This window comes from Cupriavidus sp. CuC1 (genome assembly GCF_044627735.1).
Classification (GTDB): Bacteria; Pseudomonadota; Gammaproteobacteria; order Burkholderiales; family Burkholderiaceae; genus Cupriavidus; species Cupriavidus ulmosensis.
Genome location: NZ_JBIUHC010000227.1, coordinates 1 through 12,593, shown reverse-complemented (window position 1 = coordinate 12,593; position 12,593 = coordinate 1). Strand labels below are relative to the sequence as shown.

Genomic DNA, 12,593 nt, shown 5'->3' with positions numbered 1-12,593 from the left:
TCCGCAAATAGTGGTTGCGGACGCAAGCCTGCCCACTCTCAGCAGCAAAAGCTAGGTGTGCTTATTTTCGCGCTTACGATCTGCTCGCCGTATTCGGCGCGCTCGCCGCCCAGTACTTCCGAGCGGATACGCTGGCCGACGCGCCAGTACAGCATCGTCAGCGCCGCGTTGACCGTGACGGCAAGCCCCGCACGGGCTTCGCTAATGAGGCGCCGGATGTCCCCAGCAAGCGCGTCGGCATTCACTGGTCCCTGTGACGCTACCGCTGGAGGGACTTGGGCTGCGACTCGTTTGCGCGTCATCGCAAACGGTCCATGCCGCTGTTGCGCAGTTGGCCCACTCGCTGCATTCCTCGCCCCGCTTTGCGGCGGCACGTCAATATGAATTGCCTTCGATTCATTGTTTCATCTCTACAGCCGTTGATTTTGACCAAGCTGATCATCCGTGCAAAACCGTGCCAGCTTTCAGCGGGGTACCAACGCTACTTCATGGCTTCCCCGCGGCAGATGCTGCGGCACCTTGGCCTCTTCAGCAGCGCTTCCTAATAGAACCTCGCACGATTCTAGCAGTGCATGCTGCCGTCGACGCTTCCACCCGGGACGCTCCTCCGGGTTCTGGCTCTGCGGCAGTGCTCAGCTACTGCTTCACAGTGACTACCTGGAAATGTTCCACGCTCTGCCCTGCGTTGACCGCGCGCTGCAGCCAGTCCGGCATGGCGCCGCGGCCGTCCCAGCCCTGCCCGTGCGCGTTGCGATAGCGCACCGCCCCGGGCAACGTCGCCGGTGGCGGCTCGGCAAAACAGCCGGCGGCCTGCAGGTGGGCCAGGGTCAGGCCGTGCTGGGCCATCTGGATGCGGATCCAGGTAATCGCTTCGGCGCGCTCGATTTCGATCGACATAGCGTAGGCGAGTAGATTTGGGGCGGTGCCGGATCCTGCGCTTTGCCGCCTTCTATTTTAATAGCGTTGGACTTCGGGGTTGTTCCGAGGGGATGGCTGCGGTGGAGATCCGCGCCGGCGGGAGGATGCGGTCGCCCTCTCTGCTTAAATTTTAATCAAATCCACAGAGACTGTCGGCCATTTGTCCCCGCCCGCCTTGTCCACAGGCTTATCCCCTCGCGCGGTGGACAAACTTCGCCCCGCCCTCGGCCACGCGATCAGGCGGACCCGGGCTTGAACTTGGGGCGCGTCGCCGGCGCCCGGCGCTTGGCGGGCACTAGGCGGCGCGTCGCGGTGGCCTCCGCCTGCGCGCGCTCGGCCCGCCGCAGCGCCACCTCGAGTTCGGTCCGCAGGCGCTCGTGCACCACCAGCCCCTCCGCCAGTTCCTGTTGCGCCGCTGCAAGTTGCCGGCTGAGCGTGTCGCACTCGGCCTGCCGCCGTGCCCGCTCCTCGGCGCGGGCTACGACGGCGTCCTGCGCCCGCGCCAGCACCATCGCCAGTTCGGCGCGCAAGTCCGCCACCGCCTGCTCGGCCTTCTGGCGCAACTTGCGCTCCTGGTCGATCTCGCGCAGTGCGCGGCGCTTGGTGGCACTGGCCCGCTCCTGCGCCACCGCAACCTGCTCACGGATGAGTTCCAGCTCCGTCGAGAATTGTGTACGCAGCTCTCCGAGTTGCCGCTCAAGCGCCTCGATCTGGCGCTGGCCCGCCTCCTGACGCGCCCGCGCGGCGGCGTGGGCCTGGCGCTCGGCGTCCAGCTCCCCTTGCCGCGCCGCTAGCGCGAGCCGGACCTGCTCGAGCTCGGCCTGCACGGCTGCTGTCTCATGCTTGGCGGCCACCACCGCGGTGTGCACCTGGTCGCGCTGCGCCTCGGCCTCGCTCGCCTGCAGCCGGGCTTCGGCCCGGAAGGCGGCCAGTTCGCCGGCGGCCGCTTCGTTGGCGGCCTCCCAGATCGACTGCATGGCATTGGCGGCGATCGCCTTGAGCGCGTCCGGCAGCTCGGGGGGCGCGATGGTCACGTGCATCTTGTCGCGCGGTCCTGCCAGAGCGGGTAGCTTCGATTTCGGTAATTTACGACGGTTCGCAAGCCCGGCAGCGGCGCACGCGGCACTCCGGCTGATAGAAATCCGGGCGAGATATGTCTTTCTGAAGGAAATCCTTGCCGACTGAGGGATTTCCTTTGCCAACTTGCCGCTCTTTCGCCGACCAAGCGGCTTACGCCATTCCGCGACGCTCCATGACTGCGCGGCGCAGTGTCGGGAGCACGTCTCCTTCGAGCGCGCTGACCCCTGGCCCTTGCGCCCAGACTCCGCGATCGACCATGCCGAGGAAGACCGGTGTGCCGTAGTCATTCTTGACGACAGACCCACCGTTGCGCGTTTCTGTTGCCATCCACTTCAGGTGGTCTGGAAGGTGGCCCGATCTCAGCGTGCCCTTGCCGCTGCCCATGCTCAACTTGGTAGTCGATCTCCTTGAACATGGGGAAGCTGACACTCATCCGGTCCATGCGTCCGGAGTACTCCGCCTCGTAGCCGCTGCAGGCGGGGCGGGTTACCTGGCCGAGATAAATCAGCGTGATCCGTGAGTCGCGGTTGGCATGCCAGGCCTGGTCGCCGAACGCCGGCGATGCCGATGCCAGCAGTGCGGCAGGCGCGGTGAGGAAAAGCTTCGCTTGTTCATGCTGCGCTCCCGGTGTGCGTGAAGATCGGTATTGGTCACGCTGCGGCATCACCGCATCGTCAAATTTGTGTATGCCTGGTGTTTTCCCCGGGATTCTGGGGCTGATGTTTGAGCGGAAGCGCATGAATAGCAATAGCCAGTCCACCGCGCGGGCTTTCACTAGGTGCTCGTCTGCGCACAACTGAGGAAAATCCTGGCGTACACTACGTTTCTGAAGAAAATCCTTGTTCGGTGAAGAAAATCATGAGCGTGGTTGGTTACGAGTTCCTTCGGCGGGCTGGCGGGCTATCCGCTTTCCCGCTCAAGCGTCAGGCGGAAGTCCGGCCTGTCACCCGCGTTCTCATGGAGAACGGGCTGATTGCGGTCCCGGCACAGGTGGCACCCCAGACGGACGACAGCCTGGACCACGTGCTATTTGCACTGAAGCACGAAGGCGTGAACCTGCAGGTGCTCGCACAGGCCCTCCCGAAGATTCCCGCGGACCGGATACTGGAGGCGACACGCGCCACGCCGAATGGCGTGTATGTGCGCATTGCCGGCTACCTGTGGGAACATTTCTCGGGCCAGAGGCTGGAGGGGCGACTGGAAACCACGGCTGCCTATGTGGAGATCTTCGACCGCGACCGATACGTCACCGGCCCTTCCCGGCGAGATCCCCGTTGGAGAGTCAATTTCAACGGACTCGGCACCCTCGCCTACTGCGCGACGGTCGAGCGAACCCCCGCGATCACTGCGGGGATCGAGAGCAAGATCCTCGAACGGACGGCAGAATTCTTGGATAGCCTTGGCCCCGAGATGCGCGACCGCGCGCTGGCATGGGCGTATCTGCATGAGACCGAGGATTCCTACGCCATCGAAAACGAGACGCCGAGCGAGGACAAAGCGAGGCTCTTCGTGCAGTTGCTCCATCAGGCCCACGACGGCCGCCGGCTCACCGAGGACTACCTCTGCGAGCTCCAGTCGTCGACGGTGTCCAATCCCCGCCTGCAGGCCGATCAATTCCGGGCGGCGCAGAACTGGCTGCGAGGCCCTGGGCGCGGAGCTAGCGGCGTCACCTACGTACCGCCCTGGCCGGAGCTCGTAGAGCCGCTCATGGACGAATGGATGCACTTCGCTAGCGATGCGCCGAGCCAGATCGATCCGATCGTCGCCGCGAGCGTCGCTTCATTCGGTTTCGTGTTCATCCACCCCTTCTGGGATGGCAACGGGAGGCTGTCTCGCTTCATGTTCCACAAGGCACTCTGCACGTCAGGCAAGCTGGAAAAGGGCCTGCTCCTGCCAGTGTCTGTCGCCATGAAGCGCCATGAAGCCGAGTATCTGGCGGCGCTGCAGTCCTACTCTCTGCCGGCGCGCGAGCGGGTGAAGGTCACCTGGATCGGCGAGGGCGAATACACGTTTGACTTCAAGGCCGATGACGCGATCTTCAGGTACTGGGATGCCACCCCGTGCGTGGAATTCGGGTTCAAGATGGCCGCGCAGGCACTGGACGTGGAGTTGAGGACGGAGACGATTTTCCTCGCCCGCTACGACAAGGTCGTGAGACGCGTGAACGAGCAGGTGGACATGATCGGCAACGATCTAAGCACCCTGATCGTCATCTGCCTCGATGCGGGTGGGACCATCTCCAACAAAAAACGGAAGCGGTACGCTAACAAGGTCCCGGAGACCTATTTCGGGATCATCGAGGAGGCGGTGCGCGCGACCCTCGAAGACGATGAGGAGGACACGGACGATCCGGCGCAAGGCCCGGCCTAGCGCAGTTCCGGTCCAGGTGGCGCCAAGTAGAACACGATCCGCCCGGCCACAAGCTTACCGTCTCGCCATACTAGCCGTCCCGGCCGCTCGTCGATCTGCTGCCTCGGGAACCGCCTCATGAGCCACCGCCATGCCCCTGTTCTGGTCACCAGGAACGACGCGAAAGCAACGCGACTTAAAGAGGAGGCCGCGCCAAAGCGGGGGCTGACTAAGCGGCAATGCGGTGGTTTTCTGCTCTGGCGATGGAGGGATACCATCGTTCAACGCGCGATCGGAGCTGGTCATTGAGCACGGCAGTCCGGATTTGTAGCAGTGCGTGCGCGTGCCGTGGCCGCCAGGCCATCTGTTGGCGTTTGACGAACCGCTTGCTAATCACCTGGTTGACGGCCGACTCGACAAAGCCCGATGCAATGGGCGCCCCGTGGCGATAGCGGTCACCATAGTTCACGATGAAGCCCCTGTTGTTATCCAGATAAATGATCAACTCCTCGAGCTTGCCAAGGAGCTTGGCCTCCTCGGGGCTGGCCTCGGCGTCGAGGTCCCAGCCCAGGTCTTCCAGCCGGCGCAACGCTGGATAGGGGCAACCGTGCCACAAGTGCCACTTGGCATCTTGCAGCGCCTTGATCAATGTCGCATTGCTCGGGCCATCGCTGTGTGCTGGCCGGCCCTTGATCATCTGTTCGAGGTTCTGTACCCCGCATGGCGATGTGAAACCAATCGAGGATGCACTCACCGCGATCACCAAAGCCGAACTGGGCAGACCGTACGGTATCCCCGCCGTCCGAGAGAAAGGTAACCGGTTGATCCGGTTGCACACCTTCTCGCATGAGGAAATTCAACATACGATCGGCCGGCCGATGCTCCAGCTTGTGCACGTAGGCAAAACTGTGGCCGGCACCCTGATCCCGCATGGACTTGCCGACAATCACTTCAAACCAACCGTCCTGGCGACGCTTGCGGCCCGCCAGCCGAAGGTAGCCGCCGTCAATGCCAATCGCGCGCACCGGACTGGGTTCCGGGATGTCGGGCGAACGAATGCTCGCCGCCACCTCCACCTGCTGCCGGGCATCGGTGGCCTGTTCCGCTTCCAGCCGGCGACCGAGCACGGTGACCTGGCGCCGGATCGAGCTGGCTGCCAGCACATGATCGAGCGGCAACACTTCCTGCAGGACGTTGACGGTCAGGCCATAGGACATCAACGCTGCAAACTTGACCCCGAGATACTGCAGTTCTGGACTGACCCGCTCAGGCAAAAAACCGGCGACCGGACTGAAGCTCGGTGCGTCGCCCTTGCACTGCCGGCAGGGGTACAGCCTGGGACTGTCAATCGACAGTCGCCCGAACGCACTACGGAAGACCAGGTGATGGTGGCCCTTGCAAGCCAACTGCGCACCGCACGCGGGGCAAACGCTGGTCCGGGCAACCGCCTCGGCAACCTGTGCCGCGACCATCGTGCGCTGCAGCCGGCTCAACAATGACTTGGCTTCCGCCAAGTGCAGACCCAGCGAGCCGGCATCAAGGCCTTCTCGCTCGGGGGCCGACCCAACCACCGCCACGATGGTGATGGGGTCGGCCAGCGAGCGCTATTGGCGCGCAAGCGACGGAGCGTTAATCATACGCCGGACCAGTCACGCAGGAGGGATGATATTCTTTCTGCCGCTCTACGGCTCATCGGAAGACTGGTCACGATTGCCTTCAGCAACATCGCCCCAGGCGGCGGAAGGTGCCGCATCGACTCAATGAACCTGCGCCCCTATCAGGTAGCGCGATCTGTAGGCCGTTAGCGCTTGGACGGGCCAACGGCCGAAATTGGTCTGGGAGCGGCCATCCTAGTCGTCAGGCGCGACCGCCCGCTCGGCCACAGCGGTCAGTCTGCTTCACCGAAAACGACCGACCACGAGTTTCCGGTTCCGGATTTCCCGAAGGGGCCTCCGACACTCGCGAATCGAAACTGGATGGCGTAAAGCAGCCATTGAGTAACGCTCCTACAGGCGTCGGTACTGTCGTTGCCCCAGCGCGGCCTCTTCTATGGCGCGCGCCAAAGCGCCTGACGGAACCCATTGGCCTCCTTGCGCAATGAATCGAGTGATCGCGTCGAGAACCGTTTTGTCGCCGTTTTCATCGAATACGGCAAAGACTGGTGCAACGACCGACTCTACGAGGGCAAATTGCTGCTTTTCAAATCTGCCTGGGTCGATGCGGCCTTCGGCATCGAAACTGAGAATGGAAAACGTTTTCCGAACGACGCGCACCGGGTCTCTGGCCACGCACTCGACGACCACGTCGGCCATTCGTGCTCGTTGTCCCGCAAAAATGGGCAAACAGTGACTTGCCGGATCTCGCAGCATCCGGTCGAACTTGGTGCTCGACAGCCGCCAGAGGGTATCGTCCCGAGCAATGAGAAACCTTCGGCAGGAAAAACCCATGGCGTGCCGCCCGTGTATCAACTATGAAGCCCACCACGCTCGGTGAGATCCCATAACTTGCCTTGCCAGTGGAAGATTCTCCCCTGCACCTTACGCCGGGAGCATGACCAGTAGATTGTGTCCTCATGGTCGATAGCCGGCCCCACTGGGCCTTTCTTGCACGTGAAGTGCGTCGCAGCCATCACGCGTGTGTTGTCGACGTCAGTAGCGTAGGCGATCACGGTTGCGCGAAACTCCGCCCCGGCTTTGCCCGAGCCCCGCTGACGGCGAAGGGCGCCCTTCTCGCCCAGAAGGGTCCTGCATTGGTGATGTCCATACTGAATTGGATTCAAAGAATGACGCAGGTCTGTGCGTATCTCATCGCACCTTCATTCAAGCATGACTACCCCCCCGAATGAGCTCAGACAAGGAAGGCCACGACTCGACGGAAGTGCTGGCCTTGAGGTCTCACTTGATGATCTCGCCGCTCCATCGATCACGATTGGCCCAGAACGAACACTGTAGACATTTTTCGCCCTCCGGGTAGTCAATGCCTTCCTCATGCGGGCACCCGATGATGCGATCGACGGCTACCACCGATTTGGCACCATGCAGGTCGATGAATCGAACGATTGCTTCGGTAACTTCTGGATCGGTTCTCGCATCAGTGGTTTTGCAGAACCACCGCTCAAGCGGGTCGGCGTCAGCACCTTCGTGCGCGACGATACCAACAGAGACCTTCGTCGCACTCGTGTCGTCGGGCCCGTAGAAGGCAACCGTTGCCACCGGGTAGCCGCAGAAGCCCCTGTCGCGTCTTTTCGCGAACTTGTCTCGGTACCACTGAGCCTTGAATGTCATGACCGCTTCTCGCATGCCCTGCCGAGTGACGTGAGTGGCGCCACTGACCTTAACCAAGCTTACCAACTTTTCACGCTCTTGACCGGTGCCAGTTCCGGCATTGGCCACGCCACAGCCAAAGTGTTCGCTGCCGAAGGGGCCAAGGTCATCGCCGGCGCGCGGCGTGAGAGCAAACTGGAAGAACTGGTCGCTCAGATCCGCTCGGCAGGCGGCGAAGTCGCCGCAATGGCTGGCGATGTGCTCTCCCGCAAGGATACGGATCGTTGCGGCTGATCTTTGGGGAAGCCCTCTGGATGGTTGTCGCCAGTTGCCGCTCGTGAACGGCCTCGCGGTAAGGCAACCAGTAGCGGCTTCTGGTCCGTCTCGCGCCGCGCCCACCGTTCGGTAGTGACAGCCCGCTCCCGTGCCACCGTCAACTGCTCGCAGTGTTGCTCCAACGCCATCGAGAATTGGGTACGCGACTCCTGTAACTGGCTCTCCCGAGCCTCCGCCAGCACTTGCTGTGTCTCATGCCACTGGGCCTGCCATACCGCGTCGCTCCGCTCCGTCGGCCTCGCCGCATGATGACACGGCTCCTTTGCGGGATGGAGCGGGAAGCACGCAGTCGCTGCTCGCTCAACGTTGGCTATTTCTGCCCATCCCCCGAAAAGTGAAAATCTCCCGCCAGCCCCTGCCAGGCAAGGGCTGGCGGAGTGCGACTTGACCTGGTAGCGGCCCCGAGCGGGCCCTGCAACCTGCGCTCGGGGATCGTGCCGGGGGATGTCAGGTCGTGCGGGAGGTCAGAAGCTGTAACCTTGGTCGTGCCAGTAGTGCCAGTCAGAGACGGCAAGGCGCGTGCTCTGGTCGGCGCGGACGGGAACAAGCTGGGCAAGGGGCACGACGAGTTCACGCTGGTTGTAAAGTGCATGCACGAAGATGGCAACGCGGCACAACTGATCATGCGCGAGTCTGAGGACGGAGACTCTGTCACCTGAGCGCAGCGGGGAGGCTGCCATCGCCTGACGTACCCGCGCTTCGAATGGAAAGCTCAGACTGTCCTCGAGATGGCAGTACCACGCCATCGCGCATTCTTCTTCGGTGTACGCGTCGACCACGATCTCCATCGAGATGCGCTGTTCGTGTTGGTTGTCGCCCGGTTTTGCCATTGGGGTTCGTGCTGGTCAGACCTCGACAATGCGTCGCGGCAAGGCCATTTTTATGTTCCCGTCCTGGTGCGGGATCGGGGCTTCGCCGCCGGTGCGACAACAGGTGGTGCGGCCGGGATCGGCTCGAAAAGCGCCTCGATGTCGTCAGCGGAGAACTTGACGGCGCCGGCGGCATCTTCCGACAGGATCGCGTTGGCAAGCGCCGCCTTCTGCTCCTGCATCGCGACGATTTTCTCCTCGACACTGCCGGCGGTGATCAGCTTGTAGACAAACACAGGCTTGTCCTGCCCGAGACGGTGCGCGCGGTCGGTGGCCTGATTTTCTACGGCGGGATTCCACCAGGGATCGTAGTGAATGACGGTGTCGGCCGCCGTCAGGTTCAGGCCAACGCCGCCGGCCTTCAAGCTGATCAGAAAAAGCGGCACCTCACCTTGCTTGAAGCGCTTGACCGGTGTGACGCGGTCGGTGGTATCCCCGGTCAGCATGACGTACGGAATCCCAGCTTTTTCCAGGGCCGCCGCAATGAGGTCGAGCATGCTGGTGAACTGCGAGAACAGCAGGATGCGACGGCCTTCCTCGATTAGTTCGGGCAGCATGTCGAGCAGTAGATCAAGCTTGGCCGATTCCTTGATCCGGGCCGCCTGTCTGATCTTGACGAGCCGCGGATCGCAGCAGACCTGGCGCAGCTTGAGCAACGCCTCCAGCACGATGATGTGGCTGCGCGCGAGGCCTTTTGCTGCGACGGCCGCACGGACCTTTTCCTGCATGGCGGCGCGCACCGTCTCGTACAGGTCACGCTGCGCGCCTTCGAGCTCGACCGTGCGCACAATCATCGTCTTCGCGGGCAACTCGGCGGCGACCTCATCCTTGCGCCGACGCAGCATGAACGGTCGGATGCGTCGCGCGAGCAGTTCACGTCGAACAACATCGCCACCTTTCTCGATGGGCGTGCGCCAGCGGCGGGTGAAGTCCTGGCGGGTACCGAGGAAGCCAGGCAGCAGGAAGTCAAACTGGGCCCACAGTTCGCCGAGATGGTTCTCGAGCGGCGTGCCCGTCAGGCAAAGGCGGTGTCTTGCACGCAGTTCGCGGATGGTTGCTGCGGATTTGGTGGCGGCGTTCTTGACATACTGCGCCTCGTCCAGGATCAGCAGGTGAAAGTCGTGCTTGGCAAGAACTTCCTCGTCGCGCCACAGCAAGGCGTAGGTGGTCAGAATGAGATCGTGCTCGCCGATCTGGTCAAAGCGCTCGTGGCGTTGGGGCCCGTGCAGATCCAGGACGCGCAGCTTCGGCGTGAAGCGCTGCGCTTCCTCACACCAGTTGTGCATGAGGGTCGTTGGCACGACGATCAGCGCGGGCCGGTCCAGCCTGCCACGTTCCTTTTCGGTGAGGATGTGTGCAAGTGTCTGGATGGTCTTGCCAAGGCCCATATCGTCGGCAAGCACGCCGGACAGCTCGTGTTCGCGCAGGAACTGCATCCAGGCAAGTCCCTGGCGCTGGTAAGTACGCAGTTCGGCCTTCAGCCCGCGCGGCACCGGCACGTCTGTCACCCCAGGACCAGCCATCAGGCGTTGCGCGAGTTGCCGAATCGACGCATCGCCGTGAAATTGCCAGCGCCCGGTCTGATCCAGGGCATGGAGTCGTGCCGCATCCCACGCGGAAATGCGCATGCCGGAGCCGAGCGAGTCGAACAGGTCGATCAGCACGCGCACGACCGGCTTGAGCCGGTCGGCACGCAGGCGAAGCCGCTCGTTGCGGTCGGTTTTCAGGTCGATCGCTTCGTCGTCCGCGATGGTATCGAGCCTGCCCGACAGCCAGCGCTCATCGCGACGAAAGAGGTCTGCTAGCAGCGGCTCCAGGCGCACCGTGCGACCATTGACGGTAATGCCCATCTCGACGTCAAACCAGCCGTCGCCGGTCTGACGCAGGCTGCCGTCAATCGCATCGATCTCGATTACGTTGTGCCGAAATTCGTCGCTCATGACGACGCGCCAGCCGCTTGCCTGTAGTGCGGGTAGCACCAGCTTCACGAGATCCGGCCAGTCGTCGACATCTTCGGGGCCGAGGATGCCATCTGGAAACGGTTTGTAACCAAATGCACGGTTGGCCGGAATTTTTCTGAATCCGGCCTTTTGCAACTCGGTCAGACGTTTCCGCTCGAGATTGGCGTCTCTTTTGATCTGGATGACCTCGCTGCCAGCAGTGCGAACGAGGGTGGTGCTGCTGTGCGCCTGGAGGCTGTGGCCTGCGTAATCAAAACTGACCGTCGCAAAATCCAGTGGCGACACTGACCAGGTCGGCAAGGTGTCAAGAGTCAGTACGGGCGTCGGTACGGTGTCGATCACCTGCACGGACGACGCGTCGGGCACGGGCGGCATGGGCAGGTCGGGGGCGACTTCACGCAACACATTGCCAACGAGCGCCGCCTCGTCCAGCGTGATGGCCGGCATCGACAGGAAATCCGTGACCTGTTCCGCTGGCCACGGCATGGCGAGTATGCCAGCTTCGCCAGAATGCGCGTCCACATACCAGCAGGGCTGGGTTGTCGTCAGCAACAGGGTGGCGGGTGGCTCGGCCTGCAAGACTGGCCGCACGCGCGTGTCGGGCTGCGCTTGCCAGGTCATCTTTGCGCCGCGCTCTGATCCGCAGTGCACCGGGCAGTGTGATCCGGGGTAGTGGGCGCCTGCGGGAGCAAAGGAAGTAAAGGCACGCCCGGTGGCGATGAGCTTTTCCAGGATGGCAGCGCCGGTTGTGCCCTGCAGAGCAAAACCACCTGTATAGGCGGCATGCGAGCGGCCCAGCCACAATCCGCGCAGGATAGACAGATCCTCCTCGGAAACAAATTTCGGCGGTTCGACCAGCGCTTTCTCGACGTTTTGCCACCGATCGTCGACCGAGCGAATCGTACCGTCGGCCCCCGCGCGGGCTTTGTAGAGGGAAATCTCGCAGCCGCGATACGATTGCCCGATCACATAGGCTAGTGTATGCGTGGCCTTGGCTGGCTTTTTCTTGGAAGCGGGATTGGCTGCCGTGCGTCGAGCGCGAAAATTTTCCAGCCAGGTCACCAGTTCCGCGCGCACGCCGGCGGCCGATGGCTTCGGCTGGTGGGCAAGGCCGGCGATCAGCAGCGCTGCCACGTGCTTGCAGTCAACGCCGACCGGACACGTGCATTCCCCCTCCACCCACATGTCTTCGTCGATGTCGTGGAAATACGCACGCACGTCATACGGACGCGTATGGGTGCCTTGCACCAGTCCCGCCAAGGTATCCTCGTTGATCCAGCGCAACTCCGAGACAGCGCTCGCATAGGAGCGAGCCTTGGACACCGTGTGGGAGTCCAGCCATTCCGCGATTTGGCGGGGATCGTAGGAGACAGACATCGGCTGAGGGATTCAGAGGTTGACAACGCGGGGAGCATTCTACGCGGGGAGGCTCCCGGCGACGGAAACGCCGCAATGCCTGGCCGCCTGGTCAATTGGCATCCCCTCGGCAACCCGCGTCGCCCGAATGCGATCACCCAGTTGGTCGATGGTGCGGATGGCAGCCCGCGATGGTGGCGCGGCATCGGCTAGCGGTCGTGGCATTGGGGGAGGTCCGGGATTTGGGAGACTGGGAGATCCAGCACTGGGGCTGCTCTCCCGGTTATTTCACTATCGTGGAAGTATATCAAACGCCGCGCCCTTGCCTGCACCGCCGCCAGATCAGCGCGCAATTTCCGCGAGCGCCTGCTCGGCATACTGGCTGGTCGATCTCGCGCAGCGCGCGGCGCTCGGTGGCCTCGGCCCGTTCCTGCCACCGCCACCTGCTCGCGGGTGCGCTC

At 62.9% G+C, this 12,593-nt stretch carries 8 protein-coding genes and 2 pseudogenes; 2 read left to right on the top strand and 8 right to left on the bottom strand.

Going from position 1 to position 12,593, the window contains the following annotated elements; all coding sequences use genetic code 11:
- Window positions 1-38: 38 nt before the first annotated feature.
- From ACGLHR_RS47575 to ACGLHR_RS47560, 4 genes are all read right to left on the bottom strand, one after another.
- A complete protein-coding gene (locus ACGLHR_RS47575) occupies window positions 39-245 on the bottom strand; it encodes a DUF1016 N-terminal domain-containing protein (RefSeq protein ID WP_400102710.1) in 207 nt (68 codons plus the stop codon).
- 391 nt (window positions 246-636) lie between these two features.
- On the bottom strand, window positions 637-897 hold the full coding sequence (locus ACGLHR_RS47570) for an H-NS family nucleoid-associated regulatory protein (RefSeq protein ID WP_400102709.1): 261 nt from the start codon (window positions 895-897) through the stop codon (window positions 637-639).
- 257 nt (window positions 898-1,154) lie between these two features.
- On the bottom strand, window positions 1,155-1,952 hold the full coding sequence (locus tag ACGLHR_RS47565; protein ID WP_400102708.1) for a KfrA protein: 798 nt from the start codon (window positions 1,950-1,952) through the stop codon (window positions 1,155-1,157).
- 329 nt (window positions 1,953-2,281) lie between these two features.
- Window positions 2,282-2,773 (bottom strand): hypothetical protein, encoded by a 492-nt coding sequence (locus ACGLHR_RS47560; RefSeq protein WP_400102707.1) that lies wholly within the window; start codon window positions 2,771-2,773, stop codon window positions 2,282-2,284.
- Window positions 2,774-2,844: 71 nt separating this feature from the next.
- Between ACGLHR_RS47560 and ACGLHR_RS47555 the strand changes: the two genes are divergently transcribed.
- Window positions 2,845-4,368, top strand: coding sequence for a Fic family protein (locus ACGLHR_RS47555; protein ID WP_400102706.1), 1,524 nt, complete (start codon window positions 2,845-2,847; stop codon window positions 4,366-4,368).
- Between the two features lie 208 nt (window positions 4,369-4,576).
- On the opposite strand, the pseudogene ACGLHR_RS47550 reads toward ACGLHR_RS47555, so the two are convergent.
- Window positions 4,577-5,900 (bottom strand): annotated as a pseudogene (locus ACGLHR_RS47550) (ISKra4 family transposase); the annotation flags it as partial.
- Between the two features lie 453 nt (window positions 5,901-6,353).
- On the bottom strand, window positions 6,354-6,659 hold the full coding sequence (locus tag ACGLHR_RS47545; RefSeq protein ID WP_400102705.1) for a hypothetical protein: 306 nt from the start codon (window positions 6,657-6,659) through the stop codon (window positions 6,354-6,356).
- A gap of 1,002 nt (window positions 6,660-7,661) precedes the next feature.
- Here ACGLHR_RS47545 and ACGLHR_RS47540 point away from each other — a divergent pair.
- Window positions 7,662-7,871: pseudogene (locus ACGLHR_RS47540) on the top strand (SDR family NAD(P)-dependent oxidoreductase); the annotation flags it as partial.
- A 539-nt stretch (window positions 7,872-8,410) separates the two neighbouring features.
- On the opposite strand, the gene ACGLHR_RS47535 reads toward ACGLHR_RS47540, so the two are convergent.
- Together ACGLHR_RS47535 and ACGLHR_RS47530 are read right to left on the bottom strand one after the other, a co-directional pair.
- Window positions 8,411-8,776, bottom strand: coding sequence for a calcium-binding protein (locus tag ACGLHR_RS47535; protein WP_267601682.1), 366 nt, complete (start codon window positions 8,774-8,776; stop codon window positions 8,411-8,413).
- Window positions 8,777-8,826: 50 nt separating this feature from the next.
- Complete coding sequence (locus tag ACGLHR_RS47530) at window positions 8,827-12,153, bottom strand: SNF2-related protein (protein ID WP_400102704.1); 3,327 nt, start codon at window positions 12,151-12,153, stop codon at window positions 8,827-8,829.
- Window positions 12,154-12,593 lie beyond the last annotated feature (440 nt).

Bases quoted from the DNA above. Each gene is read 5' to 3' on its own strand.
- ACGLHR_RS47535 (WP_267601682.1), bottom strand. From the start codon at position 8,776: ATGGCAAAACCGGGCGACAACCAACACGAACAGCGCATCTCGATGGAG.
- ACGLHR_RS47530 (WP_400102704.1), bottom strand. From the start codon at position 12,153: ATGTCTGTCTCCTACGATCCCCGCCAAATCGCGGAATGGCTGGACTCC.
- ACGLHR_RS47545 (WP_400102705.1), bottom strand. From the start codon at position 6,659: ATGGCCGACGTGGTCGTCGAGTGCGTGGCCAGAGACCCGGTGCGCGTC.
- ACGLHR_RS47570 (WP_400102709.1), bottom strand. From the start codon at position 897: ATGTCGATCGAAATCGAGCGCGCCGAAGCGATTACCTGGATCCGCATC.